Here is a 16,698-nt window from a genome sequence, read left to right as displayed (position 1 = left end):
TCCCTCGAGACGCCCCCTCGTGGCGGGTGGCGGGCCAGTGCGCGGGGCGGGTGAGAGTGGCGGGCAGGCGGGTGGCGGCGTCGCCCTTGGCGGCGTTGAGCTGGGCCTGCGTGAGGAAGATGCTGCCGGTGAGGTCGGCGCCCGACAGGTCCGCGCCCCGGAGGTCGGCGCCGATCAGGTCGGCCTCCCGCAGATCGGCGCCCCGGAGGTCGGCGCCGATCAAATAGGCCCCCCGCAGGTTGACCGCCCGCAGGTCGGCGCCCGCCAGCCGGGCCCCGATCAGGTCGGCTCCCCTGCGGTCCTTGCCCTTGCGCCCGCCCCTGACCAGCTCGCTCGCACGCAGCAGCAGGGCGTTGACCTCGGCCCGGTGCGGCGCGACGTCCAGCTTCTCCAGCACGTCGGCGCTCTCCCGGGTGAGCCGCTCGGTCTCGGCGAGGGCCTGCGCCAGCTCGGCGTGGACGGCCCGGGCGGGCTCCAGGGCGAGCGCCTCGGCCACGTACCACAGCAGCTCGTGCAGCTGCCGCATGACGGGGAACACGACGTACATCTGCCGGGCCGTGCCCGGAGCCTCCCGCCAGCTCGTGCCGCCGAAGGTGACCTGGGAGACCTTCTGCCCCGCCCCGAAGCAGTCGAAGACGGTGCAGCCCGGGAAGCCGCGCTCCCTGAGCTGCGAGTGGATGGAGCAGCGGAAGTCGTCGCGCAGGTTGCGGCAGGGCTGCCCGGCGTCCTTGTCGGTGGCGAAGTCGGCCGAGGCCGAGAACGGCAGCGCGACGCAGCACAGCCCGAAGCAGCTCTCGCAGTCGGCCAGCAGGCCGAGCTCGCGGGGGTGGGTTCCGGGCAACGTGCTGAACTCCGTTCGTGAAGGTGCGGCCCCGTCAAGGGTACTCATTCGTGGACGTACGGCGTGGTCGTGGTGAGCGCCTCGAACCCCAGCCGCAGCAGGATGGGACGGCTCTGGCTGGAGGCGTCCACCTGGAGGTGGTCGTAGCCGCGCGCGGCCGCCTCGCGGGCCCGGTGGGCGACCAGCGCGCGGTAGACACCCCGCCCCCGCCATTCCGGTACGGTGCCGCCGCCCCACAGGCTCGCGAACCGGGTCCCCGGGTGCAGATCCATGCGGGCCGCGCTGACGGGCACGTCGCCGGCCATGGCGAGGACCGCGATGACGTCGCCGGAGGCCAGCTGGTCGAGCAGGCGTTCCCTGATGCGGTCGCGGGTCATGCCGAAGGCGCGCTCATGCACCTCGGCCACCAGCTCCACGTCGTCCGGGCCGGTCACCGGGACCAGCCGCACGCCCTCGGGCGGTTGCCCCGCCGCCGGCAGGCGCGCGACCTCGGCCACCATCAGCGTCTCTGCGGCTTCGGGGGTGAAACCGGCCGCCAGGAGGCGCCGGTCGAGGTCGGCGGGCCGGTCGTGGCCGTACAGCTTCCATTCGAACGCCCGGCCCAGCTCCCCGAAGTGCCGCACCTGCTCGGAGATGGCCGCGTCCGCGCTCCGCTCGTCGAGGTCGGACCAGAGGATGCCGTTCCAGCCGTGCTCGGGCCCCACCTGACGGACCACGTTCCCAGCCCGCTCGATCCTGGAGCCCGGCCCGTCGGGGCGGGCCTCCCGCCGCATCTGCCGGTCGAAAAGCTCCAGCATCTCAGCCTCCGAACCGGCGCTGCCGGGCGGCGAAGCTGCGCAGCGCGCGCAGGAAGTCGATCTCGCGGAAGGCGGGCCAGTACGCCTCGCAGAAGTACAGCTCGGAGTAGGCGGACTGCCAGAGCAGGAAGTTGGACAGGCGCTGCTCGCCGCTGGTGCGGATGACCAGGTCGGGGTCGGGCTGCCCGGCTGTGTACAGGTGGGGCGCGATGTCGTCCACGCTCAACGTCGAGGCCAGCTCCACCATGGACTGGCCGGCCTCGGCCCGCTCGTACATCAGTTCGCGCAGGGCGTCGATGACCTCCTGGCGGCCGCCGTACCCGATGGCGAGGGTGAGGTGGAAGCCGGTCTCGCACGTGCGGGTCGCCTCGACGGCGCTCTTGAGCGCGCGGGCGGTGGTGTCGGGCAGCATGTCGAGCATGCCCGCGACGTGGACGCGCCAGCGGGCGTCGGGCCGGTCGAACCGGTCGGCGACCATCTGCTCGATCACCTGCAGCAGGTAGGCGACCTCCTCGCCGCCGCGGCGCTCGAGGTTCTCCGTCGAGCACAGGAACACCGTCACGTGCTGGATGCCCAGTCCCTCGCACCACGACAGCACGTGCTCGATGTGCTCGGCGCCGTACTTGTGGCCGATGCTCGGGCTGGGCAGGCCCTGCTGCCTGGCCCAGCGCCGGTTGCCGTCCATGATCAGGCCGACGTGGCGGGGCAGCGGCCCGCCCGTGACCTGGCGGCGCAGGCGCCTGGCATAGAGGGAATGAAGGAGGTCAGTCGTCCACATCCTCCAAGGATGGCGCACCCGAGGGGCCGCAAGCCGCCGGACGCGAATGTGACGGCGTCTCATTCCGTACGCGGCCAGGCGTCGCCCCAGTCGGCGTCCCGGGCGGCGCGGTAGAGATCGCCCTGCCGTTTGGACACGATCACGTCGCTGACCGCGTCCTCACCGGTGCACAGGCGCAGGGACACCACGCCCTTGCGCTTGACCGGGTGGCGCAGGATCCGGGCGGCGGACCGCTCCGCCGGTGCCGTCGTAGCTGCCACGTACGAGAACTTCTCGTCCTCGAAGCTGAGCGTGCCCGCCTTGATCCGCCGGTGCAGTGAGCTCCTGGGGAGCCTGACCGAGAAGTGGCACCAGTCGCGTCCCGGCACGATCGGGCAGCGGCCGTCGTGGGGGCAGGGCGCGACGATGGTCAGGCCGCGGGCGGCCAGGACCTCCCTGGCCTCGGCGATGGTGGCGTAGCCCGCCGGGGTGCCGGGCTCGACGACGATCACCATGGCGGCGTCCGCGGCCAGCCAGCCGACGACCTCCCGGCGCTCGGCCCGGGGCAGCTCGCCCAGCGCGTACGACATGGTCACCAGGTCGGCCTGCGGCCGGTCGAGGCCGGGGCGGACCGACGCCTGCCGCCAGGTGGCCCCGCGGAGCGACTCGGACGTACGGGCGAGGCGTTTGCCCAGGTCGATGATGTGCGGGTCGTGTTCGATGACGGTGACCTGCTCGATGGAGCCCCAGGTCTGGTCCGCCGCCCAGATCGCCGCTCCGGTGCCCCCGCCGACGTCGAGGTGGGTCCTGGGCCGGAAGCCCGGGGTCAGGGTGGCGGCCTGGCGCATGGCCGTGGCGGCGGCGGCGTAGGTGGCGGGCATCCGGTAGGCGGCGTAGGCCGCGATGTCGGCCCGGGACCTGATGTGGGCGCCGCCCTTCGTGCCCGTGCGGTAGCTCTCCGTGAGGCGCGCGACGGAGTCGGACAGGTCTTGGGGCGAGTAGCCGGACACGGCCTTGTCCAGGGCGGCTCTGAGTTCGTCGGGGAGCATGTCTACCTCAGTCGATTCGTTGGGCGAGGGCTCCTCGGAAGGAAGACTGAGCCATTATCAACCATGCCGCCGCCTCTCCGTGATGGCTGCGCTCCCGGCTTGATGGCTGCGCCCCCGGCGAACAGCCGCCTCCCCCGGTCCCGCCCCGCAGTAGCGTGCTGTCGTGATCATCATTGACGACGTCGAGATCGCGTACGAGGAGGCCGGTCTCGCGGCGCCCGCGGGCACCGTGGTGCTGGTGCACGGCTCGGGGGCCGACATGCGTCTGTGGGAGCACCAGTTCCAGGCCCTGTCGGAGCACTACCGCGTCATCCGCTACGACGCGCGGGGCCACGGCCGCTCCGGCGACGCCGAGGGCGAGGTGTGCCACCACGAGGACCTGCTCGCCGTCATGGACGCGCTGGGTGTCGAGCGGGCGGCGCTGGCGGGCAGCTCGATGGGCGGCGCGTACGCGACCGAGGCCGCACTGGCCGCCCCCTCCCGGGTCGTCGCGCTCGCGCTCATCAGCTCCGGCCTGGCCGGACACCAGTGGCCGCAGGAGATGCTGGAGCAGGCCCGGGCACGCGTCCACAGCTCGGTGCCCGCCGACCGCCTGGCCCGCTACCGCGCCGGGACGGCCGGCCACGTGGATCCCGCCGACGTACTCGCGATGGCGAAGGCCCACACGCTGTGGCAGACGGCGGGCCCCGACCGCGGCCGCGACGACCTGTCCGACGAGGTGTGGGAGGCCGCGGTGGAGATGGCCCGCCTGGTGTTCGAACGCTCCTGGACCGGCCCCCTGGCCACGGAACGCCGGCTCACCCCGCCCGCCTCCGCCCGACTGCACGAGATCGCCGTCCCCACCCTGGTGCTCAACGGCCTGTCGGACGTGCCCGGCATCCAGGAGGTGTCCGGCATTCTGGCGAAGGGCATCCCCACCGCCCGCCGCCTCGACCTTCCCGAAACGGGGCATCTGCCGCCGCTCGAACGGCCGGAGGAGGTGACCGCGGCCCTGACGACGTTCCTGTCGGACGCCTTCACCCCTGAACGCGTCCGTCCCTGAGGGTCACTGCGACGGTTATCTTGGGCTGTTCCCCCGTTTCGAGGGCCGGATCGTCCCCAAGACGTTTGCCAAGAAAGCCGCCAAGTTCCTCGCCCGGGACGGCATTGTGCTCTACGACAATCCCGACGCATTCTTGATCTGCGCCTTCAAGCACGACAACGCGCTCTGCGGCCCGAACTGGGCGCGACAGCACCCAGGCAGTAGGCCTGCCAACTCGGCTGCGGCAACACCGTCTGCGCCGCAACGCCGACAAACCCCCGTGTACCCGCATCCGGGCGGCCGTGGACCGGCTTCCGAATGTCGGGGCCACATCTTCCAACGGCAGCCTCACCGTCCCCGCCCTCGCCGCAGAGGCCGGCGTCCACCGCATGGCCCTGGAAAAGACCTGAAGCACGAGTTCTGCCGACCAGGTTCCGGCCCCACGCCGTCCGATCACTGTCCGTCCTGGTAGACCATGGGGCCTGACTCCTTGAACGCCGCGCGCGAGGCGTCCTTGAGCCACTTGGTCGCGCTGGCGTCTCTGGTGAGGTTCGTGTAGACGGCCAGGGTACGGATCACATATCGGCCGGTCTGTCCGGTCCACGAGTACAGCTGTACGTTCCACCAGTTCGACGTGTAGCAGATACCGGTTGATCCTGGACCCGTCCGGGGGCACCGGATACCCCAGTCCTGCACGTAGACGTTCTTGAGCCTTGAGTACGCGGTCCCGGCCCTGCCCGAGTCCTTCAGCGGAACGACCCAGACGGTCACCATGATGCGCCCCTTCGGAGCGCCCGAGCTGATATAGGCGCCCACGGCCATGTCGTCGCAGCGTGCCTTGCGCAGGGCGGACTTGACCCTGGCGTCGGGCCACGGACTCGGGCAGTCTTCCACCCCAGCCGCCTTACGGCTGAAACGCACCCCCTCGGCACTCGTGAAGGACTGCGGCAGCAGGGCGTCGGCCGTGATCGGGGTCGGGTCCGTGCTCTCCTTGTTGAGGTCCGCGGGGTTGAACGGATCCTCGGTCGGCTCTTCCGAAGCTGTCTGCGAAGGCGTCGGCGCAGGTGTGTCAGAAGGGCTCGGCTGGGGGGAGTAAGCGGAGGTGGGCTGGGAGGTGGAGGTCTGGCCGCCCGACAGCGCTCCCCGTACCGCGTTCTTGACCACGGCCCGTACGCCCACCACGGCCAGCACCAGAGCAACTGCTCCAGCGCCGACAGCCAGGCCGATCTTCTTCGACCGGCCGACGCCGCTGGGCGGAGGCTGGGGAGGGACGCCCCATCCAGGTGGCCCATGCGGCTCCGCCCCGCCGGGAGGCATGTTCTCCTGCGTCGACGGATACGGCCGGAGGGCGAGCTGCTCGGCCTCCGGCACGCCCGTCGTGGCGTGCGCCGCGGGCCGCTGAGCGAGGAGGGCGGGAGGCTCGTCGCCGGTCAGGCGGCGCAGTAGGGCGGCGGCGCTCGGCCGGGCCGTAGGGTCCTTGGCCAGGCAGGCCGCCAGCGCCGGGCGCAGTTCCTGCGGCACGGACGACAGGTCGGGTTCGCGGGTCAGAATGGCGTGCATGATCACGGCAAGGGTGTCTCCACGGAAGACCTGCTGCCCGGTGGCCGCGTAGATCATGGAGGTCGCCCAGCTGAACAGGTCGGCCGCCGGGGTGATCGGCGCTCCGCCGAACTGCTCCGGCGCCATGTAGGCGGGGGTGCCCACCACGCTGTGCGTGGCCGTCTGGGCGGTCACCCTGGCGATCCCGAAATCGATCACCACGGGCCCTTCCGGACCCATGATCACATTGTGCGGCTTGAAGTCACGGTGGACTATCCCGGCCCGGTGGATGGCCGCCAGCGCGGTAAGCGTGGCCACCGCGAGCCGCTCCAGCCCGCTGCCCGAACGCGGACCCTCGGTCCTGACCAGCAGGTCGAGCGATGGTCCTGGGATGTGCTCACTGACGATGTACGGCTGGCCGCCCACCAAGCCCGTGTCCAGCACCCGCGCAGTACAGAACGGAGCAACCTGGCGAGCCGCCTCAGCTTCGCGCAGGAACCGGCGGCGTGCGTTCTCATCCGCCGCGGCTCCAGCGTGTAACACCTTGACCGCGACCTGCTCGTTGGACGACCCCTGGCCCAGGTAAACCGTTCCCTGGCCGCCCCGCCCCAGTACACCAACAAGCCGATAGGGGCCGATCTGACGTAAGTCTTCCGGCATGAGCGGGTGCACAAGATCTCACCTTAGCGTTTGCTGGCAAGATGCGATGCTCGCCGACCGCGGCTACGACAAGTACCGCCGCCTGGTGCGCAAGCTGCGAATCCGTCCGCTGGTGGCCGCGGGCTTCAGCGGCGGAGATGATCCGCAGGACCTGGCGGCGCTGCTGGCGGTGCTGGGGCAGGAAGCCGGTGCCGGCACCGAGCCCATGGCGAGTTTCAGATCGTTCGGCAGAGGCGGGCCGCGTCCAGCATCGCGGCATGGACGTTCCGGCTCGCCACCGCGTCCCCGATGCGGAACAACTGGAATGAACCATCCTCGTTGCGTACCGCCGTCTGGGGTCTGCGAGCCAGCAGGTCCGCCCAGTCGACGGCCCCCAGGTTGGTCGAGGACGCAAGCAGCTCGTCATAGAGCTCCTGGACCGGATCGGTGCCCATCTCGGCCACGACGGCATCGAAGGTGCGGCGTTCGCGGAACGCGAAGCCGTCCACGCCGAGCTCCACCTCCAGGCCCTCCGGAGTCCTGGTGACCCCGTGCAGCCGCCGCAGGACGGTGACCGTGACGCCGTTCTCCGCCAGCGAATGGAAGTAGCCGGCCGCCGTGAGCGCGCCGACGTCGGGTGAGAGCGTTCGCTCGGGCGTGACGATCTCAACGGTGACGCCCTCCCCTACGAGGGCCTCGACCGCGTCGAGCGCCTGGTTGCCGCCGTGGTCGTCGTAGACCAGCACCCGCCCCCGCAGCCGGCGCGTCCCGGCGAGCACGTCCCAGGTGTCATGGACCAGACCGGCCCCGGGAACGCGGGGCGCCGCGGGAGTGCCGCCGGTCGCGACGATCACGACGTCCCATCGACCCCGTCGTGGGCCTGCTGCGCGAAGCCCTCCTCGCCGGTCGCTGCCGGCCCGGCGACCGCATACGTGAGGCGCCGCTCGCGGTCCGCCTCGGCCTCTCCCGCCGGGTCATCCGCGCGGGGCTGCGGGCGCTGGCCGAGGAGGGCATGCTCGACCTGCTCCCGGGCGGCGCGACCGCCGTCCCCGCCGTCACGGCGAAGGACGTCCTCGACCTGTACGCCCTGCGCGCCAGCCTCGGCGCGCTTCTCATCCGCCGCGTCGCCATGTTCGGCCGCGAGCAGCTCGCCCTGGCCTCAGCGGCCCTGGCTGAGGTCCGCGCCGCCGCCAGGGACGGCGACAACGCCCGCATCCGTGAAGCCGACCTGCGCTTCCAGGACGCCCTCGCCCGTACCGCGGACCTCCCGCAGGCCGCCGGCACCTTCGAACGCCTCACGGCCCGTCTGCGCATGTTCGTCAACGTGCTGGACATGGACTACAGCCAAGCCTGCGACACCATCGCCCACGAGGACGCCGCCGTCTATGACGCGTTGCGCGACGCCGACGGGAACGAGGCGGCCCGCCTGTGGCGGGTCAAGATCGAACGGTGCGTCCGCTACATGATCGCCCAGCTCCCCGAGGACGACGTCGCCCCGCACCTGTGGACCACCCTGGCGGGCAGGCCCCGCCTGCGCCGGGACGATCCGCGCAGCGCCGCGCACTGATGCGAAGAAATCTCCATTTGTGCGGCTTGCTGACGGCCGCGTGACCAGTGCGGCACCCTTTCCTGATGGCAGCCGGAGCGCCTTTGTGCTGCTGTCCGAAGCCAGGGGCGGCAGTCTCAGCGGACGGGGGCGGGAGGACGGGTGTGGGCGGCCAGGATGCCGTCGATGGCCGACGCCAGCAGCTCCCTGTGCCCCTCCGGCAGCTCTCCCGCCAACGCGTCCAGCCGCTGCGCGACCTCTTCGTGCGCCAGCACCCCGATCCGCGCCCCCTCGGGGGTCAGCTCGATGCGGCAGGCCCGCCGGTCACGTGAGTCACGCGTGCGGGTCACCAGTCCCCGCTTCTCGGCCCGGTCCACGAGCCCGGTCAGGCTCGACTTCTCCAGGTGCAGTGCGCGCGTCAGCTCCGTCATCCCCACGGGCCCGTCGATGAGCAGGCACAGCAGCTGCGCCTGCTGCGGCGTCAGGTCGTGCTCCCTGCTGACCTCTCCGAACACCTGCTGCACCAGGTGCGCCAGACGTACGAGCGCTTCGGTGAACCGCAGGACCGGCTCCTTCGTCGTGACCACGGCACCGAGTCTACTTGACAATGGTTCATAATACGAACTAATTTCGTTCTCGTCATCAACTGTTCGTACAACCAACTAGCGGCCCCGGCCAAGGAGCCACCCATGCCCGACTACGGCCACGACCTGCTCTTCGGCGCGAACTTCGTGCCCTCCGCGCACCAGGCCGACACTGTCGTAGCCCTCTCCCAGCTCGCCGAGCGCTCCGGGCTCGACCTCGTCACCTTCCAGGACCACCCGTACCAGCCCGCCTTCCTCGACACCTGGACCCTGCTCAGCTACGTCGCCGCCGCGACGGAGCGGATCCGGCTGGCGGGCAACGTGCATCCGCTGCCGTTGCGGCCGCCCGCCATGCTGGCCCAGGCCGCGGCCAGTCTCGACATCCTCAGCCGCGGGCGGTTCGAGCTCGCGCTGGGCAGCGGCGGGTTCAGGGAGGCCATCGCCTCCATGGGCGGCCCCCGCCTCACCCCCAGCCAGGCCGTGGACGCGCTCGAAGAGGGCATCGCGATCATCCGCGCCGCCTGGGACACCGACGCCCCCGGCGACATCCGGCACAACGGCGAGCACTACCAGGTCAGCGCCCAGCGAGGTCCCCGCCCGGCCCACGACGTCGGCATCTGGCTGGGCGCGTACAAGCCCCGCATGCTCCGCCTGACCGGACGCCTGGCCGACGGCTGGCTGCCGTCCCTCCCCTACCTCCGGTCGATCGGCGAGATCGGCGAAGGCAACGCCGTCATCGACGAGGCCGCCGCCGAGGCGGGCCGCTCGCCCCGCGACATCCGCCGCCTGCTCAACCTCGCCGAGGAGTTGCCCGCCACCCAGCTCGCCGAGCTGGCCCTCACGTACGGCGTCAGCGTGTTCAACATCGTGGTCGACGATCCGCGCCAGATCCAGCGCTTCGCCCAGGAAACCGCCCCAGCCGTACGCGAGCTCGTCGTCGCGGAACGCGACCGGCCCCGCACGTCCACCGCGTCCACCGCGTCCACCGCGTCCAGCACTGCGGCAGGCACCGCGCACAACACCACGGAGGGCGCCGCGCTGCCCGCCACCCCGACCCCGGACGACGGCGTACGACTCACCGAGATCCGCGTGTGGGACGAGACCACCCGCCCCACCGCCCTCCGCCCCGACCCCGAGCGGCGCTACACCCCCGCGGAGCAGGCCAACGCCCAGCACCTCATCGACGTGCACGACCACCTGCGCGGCGAGCTCGCCCGGCTGCGCGACCTCGTCGACCAGGTCGCCGCGGGAACGATCGACGCGGGCGCCGCCCGCTCCCACATCAACACCATGACCATGCGCCAGAACAACTGGACGCTCGGCGCCTACTGCGAGTCCTACTGCCGTCTCGTCACCATGCACCACTCCGCCGAGGACGCCATGGTCTTCCCCAACCTGCGCCGTGCCGAGCCCGGCCTCGCCCCCGTGCTCGACCGTCTCCAGGAGGAGCACCACGCCATCCACAAGGTCATCGAACGGGTCGACCGCGCCCTCGTCGCCTTCGTCGGCGACCCGGCCGGCCTCGCCGACCTGCGTACCACGGTGGACCTGCTCACCGACAGCCTGCTGTCCCACCTGTCGTACGAGGAGCGCGAGCTCGTCGAGCCCCTGGCCAGGCACGGCCTCTAAGTGCCCGGGTACAAACTGATCGTCAGGTCGATTGGGGAGATGCGGATCGTGCGAGTCGTCGTCCCATGGGGATGATCATCGCCCACAAGACCATGGCCTCGCGGTGCTCGGATAACCGCTCATAGTCCCGCACGCACCGTCCGCGCCGGGAGATCCACGACAGCGTCCTCTCCACCACCCATCTACGGGGCTGGACCACGAAGCCGCTGACGTCGTCAGTGCACTTGACGATCTCCAGAGTGAGCCGGACGTGCTTTTTGGCCCAGGTCACGAGCTTGCCGGCGTAGGCGCCGTCGGCCCGGATCGGCGTGATCCGCTCGTACCAGTCACGCAGACGCTCCAGTGCGGGCCCGGCGCCGTCGCGGTCTTGGATGCCGGCGGCGGTGACGATGACGGCCAGCAGCAGGCCCAGGGTGGCCACGATGACGTGCCGCTTGCGGCCCTTCCCCTCCTTGGCCGCGTCGTATCCGCGCGAGGTGGCGGCGACGGTCTCGGCGGTCCGCAGCGACTGCGAATCGATGATCCCCGCGCTGGGCTCCGGCTCGCACCGGTCGGCTGTCCGGACCTGTTGGCGCAGGTCATTGTGGAGGGCGTAGAGATCGCCGTCCCGCCACCAGCGGGTGAAGGTTGCGTGGACGGTGCGCCAGGGCACCGGGAAGTCGGCGGCAGAATGCCTTACTCAGCGGGGTTCATGATCTCGGTGATCCGGAGGAATCCGTCGGCGCCGTGGCCACGCCCGATGGCGCGGCGCGCCAAGCCTTCGGCCGCACGCATCACGCCCGCGTCGATGCCATGTGCCTCGGAGGTGTGGACGATATGGGCCATGGACGACACCGCCGAGGTGATCGGATTGCCCTCGCCGGAAAACCGCCCACTGTCCACTTCCTCCGCGGCCTGCTCGAAGATCGGTGGAAGGATCGCGCCGATGCCCTTGGCGAACGGTGCCAGCTCCCGCGTGGTGATGCCTTCTGCCCTCGCCACGGCCAAGGCGTGCGCATAACCAGCCATCGCGGTCCAGAAGATGTCGAGCAATGCGATGTCGTAGGCAGCCGCCCGGCCGACTTCCTCACCAAGGTGGGTGTGGGTGCCACCCAGAGCGTCCAGCACCGGCCGGTGCTCCCGGTAGATCTCCTTGGGGCCACTGTGGAGGAACACCGCGGCCGACGTTCCGATGGTCGTGGTTGGAGTCATGATCGCACCGTCCAGGTACCCGATGCCATGCTCGGCCGCCCAGGCCGCAGTGCCCCGGGCCCGCTCGGGGGTGTCAGCGGTCAGGTTCACGGCCGTGCGCCCCTTGAGCGCGTCGGTGACCGCACCGCGCCGCACAATGCCGTCAACCGCGTCGTAGTTCACCACGCAGACCACGGTCAACCTGCTCGCACTGACCGCCTCCTCGGGCGATGAAGCGCCGACAGCGCCCCGCTGGACCAACTCCCGATCCCTTCCCGGCGTCCGGTTCCAGACCGTGGTCCGCAGGCCGGCATCCAAGAAGGCGCCGGCCAGGGCCCGGCCCATCGGCCCCAGGCCGAGCACGGTGACGGCAGACTGTTCAGTGTGCGAGGTCATGCCTCAACTCCTCGACAATTAGTAAACGGTGATGAATGGGGATGACGATGACGCGCAGCCGCGCCCAGGACCCGAACGTGTGCGGAGTGACCGCCGCGATCGCCGTGATCGACGGCAAGTGGAAGACGATATTGCTCTGGCTTCTGGAATCCGGTCCGCACCGCCCCGGCGAGCTACGCCGACGGCTGCCGGGCCTCACCGAGAAGGTGCTGACTCAGACGCTGCGGGAGATGGAGACCGACGGGCTGGTCCACCGGGAGGTGCACGACGTACGGCCGCTGAAGACCGTGTACTCGCTGACCTCGTTCGGCCGTGAACTCTCCGAAGCGCTGGCACCGCTTTCCGATTGGGGCCATCGCCGCCTGGAGAAGCTGGCCGAGTCGTCCGAAGCAGCTTCCTGAGACACCGCCAACCTCCCCATCTCATCTGGATGTGCGGGCCCTTCGGCCCGCACGACCAAGCTTCAGGCCGCGCCGGCCCGGTCGACAAGTACCCACAAAAAAGTGGCTACCGCCGCCACACGAACTCGTTGCTCTCGGTCCTGCATGATCCACTGCTCGCCCTCTACTGGACGCCTCGCAGGAGGCGGTGACGGTCCTGCGCCAGGCCCTCCCGTCACCGTGATGAGGCGATAACTGGTTTCAGATGCGGGGCCGAAGGGTGCGCCGGACGGCGAGGCCGCCCAACGAGAGAGCGGGGATGAGCAGGATTCCCGCCTCGGTCCATTGGAACTGCCAGAACCTGTCCGCGGGGTGAAACTCGGCCACCTGTCGATAGCCGTGGCTGAAGGAGCACTTGGCGTACTTCTTGGTCGTCTCGTCCGTCCCGCAGGGGCCGGCGAGCGCGAGCTCTCTGTCCTGAGCGGTGTACTTCGCGCCGCTTCCGTCGATCCAGTAGCTCGTCACGTGCAGGGAGTCATCCGGTTCGGGCTCGTCCATGACCGTGGCCTGCACGACTCGCTCTGGTGTCGCGTAGAAGGCTGGCGCCCTGAGGAGTCCGAAGAATGCTGACGCGCACACCGCCAGGGTCACCGCCATCGCCGGCAGGGTCCGCCGGAACAGTGCGCCCGTGGCCATGCCGAGCACGAACGCGGCCAGCCACCACGCCGCCGGCATGATGCCGACAACGCGGAACCAACTCATGTCGAAGCGGTCAACGTTGTAGGGGGGACGTCGAAGGCGGCCAGCCACGGCTCCACGATGCCGGCCAGCACCAGCCCGCCGAGCGTGACCGCGGCACCGAGCCCGACGATCTTGGCCGCCAACCAGCGCCGCCGCGTCACCGACTGGGTCCAGGTCAGCTGGTGCGTGCCCTGCTCGAACTCCCGGGCCAGCAGCGGAGCACCCCAGAAAGCGCCGATCATCGCCGGGGCCAGCAGCGGCAACCAGCTGAGGAGTTCACCCACCGACCGCATGCGGTCGTTCATCTCCGCGAGATAAGCGCTGCACGCGGGCGTGTCCGCCACGCAGTCGGCGGCCGGAGCGTTCTGGGCGGCGAACTTGGCCGCGCCCAGAGCGCTGATGAGCAGAACCACGCCGAGGACGGCCAGCAGCGCCGTGGTGAGGAGCACCTGCATGCGGTGCTGCCGCCAGGTAAGCCACAACAACTTCCATGTCTCCTTAGCGATCAGGTAGTGGTCAGGGTCGGACGAGGCAGCGCCGTGGTGTCGGGGCGGCGCAGGTAGGCCAGCACCAACTCCTCCAGGCTCACGCCGGATGCTCTCCATCGCGGGTCGTGCAACGGCGTTCCCGGACCGGTGCGGACCAGCAGGTCGGCCTGCCGTTCCCTGCGGCTGTCGCTGATCACCGGCATCCGGGCCGCCATCCCGTCGGCGAGCTCAGTCGGACCGGACAGCATCCGGTGGGCGGCGAGCAACTCGTCGACCTCGCCGCTGATCTGGACCTCGCCGCGGTTGAGCACCACCAGCCAGTCGCAGGCGTTGGTCAAGTCGGACACCACGTGGGAGGACAGCACAACGGTCATCTGCGTCTCGGCCACCGCCGCCATCAGGGAGCGCATGACATCGTGCCGAGCCACTGGGTCGAGGTTGGCCAGCGGCTCGTCCATGACCAGCAGATCCGGTCGCTTGGCCACGGCGATGGTCAGCGCGACCTGTGCCTGCTGACCTCCGGAAAGCTTGCCGACCTTGCGGTTCAACGGGATGTCCAGTTCCGCCAGCCGCTGCCGGGCGAGGGCGTCGTCCCACCCCGGATTGAGATGGTGTCCGAAGCGGAGCATCTCAGCGACGGTGAAGCCGTCGTAGAGGGGTTTGTCCTGGGCCAGGAACGCCACTCGCGCGAGGGCTGCCGCCCTTTGCCCGACCGGTTCGCCGAAGACACGCACGCTGCCACGGGTGGGGGCGATCAGGCCGGCGACCAGATGCAGGAACGTGGATTTGCCCGCGCCATTTGGTCCGACGAGTGCGATGACCCGGCCGGCGGGGACGGACACAGTGCAGTCACGCAACGCCCATGTGCCCCGATACCGCTTGGCGAGCCTCATGGCCTCCAGAGCGGTCGGGCTCTTTGCGGGGGCGGTGAGCTCACCGGCTCCGCCGCCGAACATCCTCACTGTCCGATCCGCTGTCATGCGATTCCCTCCTGGACGGAGTCGGCGAGCACCGAGGCAAACAGCGCCTCCATATCTCCTTGGTCGAGCCCCGCTTCACGGCAGCCGCGCACCCACTGGGCGAGGTCGCGGCGGAGCCGGGTGTGATCGGCCGTGGATCCGCCACCCAGGGACCGCCGCACAAACGTGCCCAACCCGGGCCGGCCGACGACGAGGCCCTCGTGTTCCAGTTCGCGGTAGGCCTTGGCCACGGTGTTCGGGTTGATCGCGAGGTCGCTGACGACCTCTTTGATCGTCGGCAGCCGATCGCCCGGCATGAGCACACCGAGCCGCAAGGCGTGTTTGACCTGATGCACCAGTTGCAGATATGTCGCCACACCAGAGCTTGGGTCGAGGCGAAGCTTGATCACCGCAGTACCCTTTTCCTATTAGATTAGTAAAAGGGTATTAAGGTCCGCGATCTTCGTCAACTCGGCCTCCTGGCCTCTCGCGCGGGTCGTCGCCATTTCCTAGAGCCAAGTCCGTCCGTTCGATCGCCGCGTGCGTCGCCGTGGGCGCCCAGATGGCGCTTCAGCACGCCGTGGAACTGGTGTCCCCGTGGCCCGGGAATGACCTTGGAGCCGAGGCGAACCGTCTGGTCGGCGCTGAGTGGGACAAGGCGCGCGGGGAGGCCCCGTCCCGCGTTGCCGACCTGATGGACAAGTACGAGGGTGAGCAGATCTACGAGAACGCGGTCTCGGCACTGGCCGCGATGCCGGCTGCGGGCCAGGCGTGCGCACAGGCCTCTCCCGATCGCCGGCAAGGAGGTCCTGAACTGCCCCGGCTCGTGACGCGGTCGGCCATGCTAGAGGGCGTCGCTCTCGAGCAGGACCACGAGGCGGCGGCTTCCTGAGCTGTCGGCCCCTCTTCAGACGGCCTGCGGAACACTAAGATCGGCGGGCGGGGAACGCGTGGCGGCGCGCCGCGACCACGATCGCCAGGGCCGCCGCCACCAGCGGAAGCGAGGTCCACGGCAGCGCACCCGCCCCCGCGCCCTCCAGCACCACCCCGCCGGCCAGCGACCCGGCCGCGATGCCCGCGTTGTACACGGTGGTCTGCATGGACGTCGCCACATCCGCGTTCCCCGCGCCCGAGGCGTCCACCAGCGCCGTCTGCAGCAACGTGGGCACGCCCCCGAAGGCCGCCCCCCACAGCCCCACGGCCGCGAGCAACGCCCAGCCCAGCCCTCCGGAGAGGGCCAGCGCCGCCATGGCCCCCGCGACCACACCCAGCACGGCCAGGAGCGTCACCCGCGCGAACCGATCGATCACGGCCCCGGTGATCCAGATCCCCACCACGGTCCCGGCCCCGAACACGAGCAGCACGAGACTCGTCCCGCCGAAACCGGCGAAGGCCACGAACGGCACCAGGTACGTGTACATCGCTTGATGCCCCACGAGCACCAGCGCCGTCACTCCGAGGATCGTCCGGACTCCAGGAAGGACCGCCACCCGCCGCAGCGGCACCCGGGCGGCGGCCGCCTCGCCGGGGAAGCCCGGCACCTTCCGCAGCACCCACCCCACCAGCACGACCGCCACAACGGACAGGCCCAGGAAGGCCGCACGCCACCCGAAGGCCGACGCCAGCGCCGCACCGGCCGGAATCCCGGCGCACAACGCCACCGTGATCCCCGCCGAGACGATGGCGATCGCCCGCCCCCGCCGCTCGACCGGCACCATCCGCGCCGCGTAGCCGACCAGCATCGCCCACAGGACCCCGCCCATGACCCCGGCCAGCACCCGCGCCCCGAACGTCACCGCGTAAGACGACGAGACCCCGGTCACCGCGTTGAACAGGGCGAACCCCGCCAAAGCGGAAACCAGTATGGGCCGCCGCGGCAGCCCGCGCAGCAGCGCCGTCACCGGGATCGCCGACAGGGTGGACGCCACCGCGTACGCCGTCACCAGGAACCCGGCCCGCCCTTCAGGCACCTCCAGCGCCTGCGCCATCCGCGGCAGCAGCCCCGCGGGCAGCAGCTCGGTCATCACCGCTGTGAACGCCGCCGAGAACAGCGCCAGCAGCCCTGACCATGGCATCCGCCCGACGCGGACCGCGCCGGTGATCGTCGCACCAGACATGCCGAATATGCTGAAACCTTCACATCAATGTGAATGCAAGCCGGG

At 70.5% G+C, this 16,698-nt stretch carries 18 protein-coding genes and 1 pseudogene; 5 read left to right on the top strand and 14 right to left on the bottom strand.

Translation table 11 applies throughout. From position 1 onward, the window contains the following. Positions 1-34: 34 nt before the first annotated feature. From ACIBVN_RS30100 to ACIBVN_RS30085, 4 genes and pseudogenes are all read right to left on the bottom strand, one after another. Positions 35-811: pseudogene (locus tag ACIBVN_RS30100) on the bottom strand (pentapeptide repeat-containing protein); the annotation flags it as partial. Between the two features lie 74 nt (positions 812-885). Then, positions 886-1,638 (bottom strand): GNAT family N-acetyltransferase, encoded by a 753-nt coding sequence (locus tag ACIBVN_RS30095; protein ID WP_397142035.1) that lies wholly within the window; start codon positions 1,636-1,638, stop codon positions 886-888. 1 nt (position 1,639) lies between these two features. After that, positions 1,640-2,416 carry a polyprenyl diphosphate synthase gene (gene uppS, locus ACIBVN_RS30090; RefSeq protein ID WP_397142033.1) on the bottom strand — a complete coding sequence of 259 codons (777 nt, stop codon included), beginning with the start codon at positions 2,414-2,416 and terminating at the stop codon, positions 1,640-1,642. Between the two features lie 59 nt (positions 2,417-2,475). Further along, a complete protein-coding gene (locus tag ACIBVN_RS30085) occupies positions 2,476-3,444 on the bottom strand; it encodes a small ribosomal subunit Rsm22 family protein (protein WP_397142031.1) in 969 nt (322 codons plus the stop codon). A 163-nt stretch (positions 3,445-3,607) separates the two neighbouring features. Between ACIBVN_RS30085 and ACIBVN_RS30080 the strand changes: the two genes are divergently transcribed. Further along, positions 3,608-4,486, top strand: a complete 879-nt coding sequence (locus ACIBVN_RS30080; protein WP_397142029.1) for an alpha/beta fold hydrolase — start codon at positions 3,608-3,610, stop codon at positions 4,484-4,486. 432 nt (positions 4,487-4,918) lie between these two features. On the opposite strand, the gene ACIBVN_RS30075 is transcribed toward ACIBVN_RS30080, so the two are convergent. After that, positions 4,919-6,664, bottom strand: coding sequence for a serine/threonine protein kinase (locus ACIBVN_RS30075; RefSeq protein ID WP_397142067.1), 1,746 nt, complete (start codon positions 6,662-6,664; stop codon positions 4,919-4,921). Positions 6,665-6,879: 215 nt separating this feature from the next. Beyond that, a complete protein-coding gene (locus ACIBVN_RS30070) occupies positions 6,880-7,497 on the bottom strand; it encodes a hypothetical protein (RefSeq protein ID WP_397142027.1) in 618 nt (205 codons plus the stop codon). Between the two features lie 20 nt (positions 7,498-7,517). Between ACIBVN_RS30070 and ACIBVN_RS30065 the strand changes: the two genes are divergently transcribed. After that, the gene (locus ACIBVN_RS30065) at positions 7,518-8,210 is read left to right on the top strand and encodes a GntR family transcriptional regulator (RefSeq protein ID WP_397142025.1); all 693 of its coding nucleotides are present in this window, start codon (positions 7,518-7,520) and stop codon (positions 8,208-8,210) included. Between the two features lie 116 nt (positions 8,211-8,326). On the opposite strand, the gene ACIBVN_RS30060 is transcribed toward ACIBVN_RS30065, so the two are convergent. Next, the gene (locus ACIBVN_RS30060; RefSeq protein WP_397142023.1) at positions 8,327-8,776 is read right to left on the bottom strand and encodes a MarR family winged helix-turn-helix transcriptional regulator; all 450 of its coding nucleotides are present in this window, start codon (positions 8,774-8,776) and stop codon (positions 8,327-8,329) included. A gap of 102 nt (positions 8,777-8,878) precedes the next feature. Here ACIBVN_RS30060 and ACIBVN_RS30055 point away from each other — a divergent pair, with 102 nt between their 5' ends. Next, on the top strand, positions 8,879-10,402 hold the full coding sequence (locus ACIBVN_RS30055; RefSeq protein WP_397142021.1) for an LLM class flavin-dependent oxidoreductase: 1,524 nt from the start codon (positions 8,879-8,881) through the stop codon (positions 10,400-10,402). Positions 10,403-10,424: 22 nt separating this feature from the next. Here ACIBVN_RS30055 and ACIBVN_RS30050 read toward each other — a convergent pair whose 3' ends face one another. Both ACIBVN_RS30050 and ACIBVN_RS30045 read right to left on the bottom strand, forming a co-directional pair. Continuing rightward, entirely contained in the window at positions 10,425-11,054 is a 630-nt protein-coding gene (locus ACIBVN_RS30050; protein ID WP_397142019.1) for an IS5 family transposase, read from the bottom strand. A 23-nt stretch (positions 11,055-11,077) separates the two neighbouring features. After that, complete coding sequence (locus ACIBVN_RS30045) at positions 11,078-11,968, bottom strand: NAD(P)-dependent oxidoreductase (RefSeq protein WP_397142017.1); 891 nt, start codon at positions 11,966-11,968, stop codon at positions 11,078-11,080. A gap of 86 nt (positions 11,969-12,054) precedes the next feature. On the opposite strand from ACIBVN_RS30045, the gene ACIBVN_RS30040 reads away from it, so the two are divergent. Then, positions 12,055-12,369, top strand: a complete 315-nt coding sequence (locus ACIBVN_RS30040; RefSeq protein ID WP_397142015.1) for a winged helix-turn-helix transcriptional regulator — start codon at positions 12,055-12,057, stop codon at positions 12,367-12,369. Positions 12,370-12,609: 240 nt separating this feature from the next. Here the strand turns inward: ACIBVN_RS30040 and ACIBVN_RS30035 are convergent, their stop codons facing one another. Genes ACIBVN_RS30035 through ACIBVN_RS30020 form a run of 4 tightly spaced genes read right to left on the bottom strand, consistent with a single transcriptional unit; the run spans position 12,610 to position 14,946 of the window. Beyond that, positions 12,610-13,110 (bottom strand): hypothetical protein, encoded by a 501-nt coding sequence (locus tag ACIBVN_RS30035; RefSeq protein ID WP_397142013.1) that lies wholly within the window; start codon positions 13,108-13,110, stop codon positions 12,610-12,612. Beyond that, positions 13,107-13,574 (bottom strand): hypothetical protein, encoded by a 468-nt coding sequence (locus tag ACIBVN_RS30030; protein ID WP_397142011.1) that lies wholly within the window; start codon positions 13,572-13,574, stop codon positions 13,107-13,109. Before ACIBVN_RS30030 ends, ACIBVN_RS30035 begins: the two co-directional genes overlap by 4 nt. Before the next feature lie 20 nt (positions 13,575-13,594). Then, positions 13,595-14,557, bottom strand: coding sequence for an ABC transporter ATP-binding protein (locus ACIBVN_RS30025; RefSeq protein WP_397142009.1), 963 nt, complete (start codon positions 14,555-14,557; stop codon positions 13,595-13,597). Next, positions 14,554-14,946, bottom strand: a complete 393-nt coding sequence (locus tag ACIBVN_RS30020; protein ID WP_397142007.1) for a GntR family transcriptional regulator — start codon at positions 14,944-14,946, stop codon at positions 14,554-14,556. Before ACIBVN_RS30020 ends, ACIBVN_RS30025 begins: the two co-directional genes overlap by 4 nt. Before the next feature lie 152 nt (positions 14,947-15,098). Between ACIBVN_RS30020 and ACIBVN_RS30015 the strand changes: the two genes are divergently transcribed. Beyond that, complete coding sequence (locus ACIBVN_RS30015) at positions 15,099-15,428, top strand: hypothetical protein (RefSeq protein ID WP_397142005.1); 330 nt, start codon at positions 15,099-15,101, stop codon at positions 15,426-15,428. A 34-nt stretch (positions 15,429-15,462) separates the two neighbouring features. On the opposite strand, the gene ACIBVN_RS30010 is transcribed toward ACIBVN_RS30015, so the two are convergent. Beyond that, positions 15,463-16,653, bottom strand: coding sequence for an MFS transporter (locus ACIBVN_RS30010; RefSeq protein WP_397142003.1), 1,191 nt, complete (start codon positions 16,651-16,653; stop codon positions 15,463-15,465). Between the last annotated feature and the right edge of the window lie 45 nt (positions 16,654-16,698).

It is taken from the genome of Nonomuraea sp. NPDC049400, from assembly GCF_044466425.1.
Lineage (GTDB): Bacteria > Actinomycetota > Actinomycetes > Streptosporangiales > Streptosporangiaceae > Nonomuraea.
Note: the sequence above shows the minus strand (reverse complement) of the source record. Positions and strands in the feature narration are given on the sequence as shown.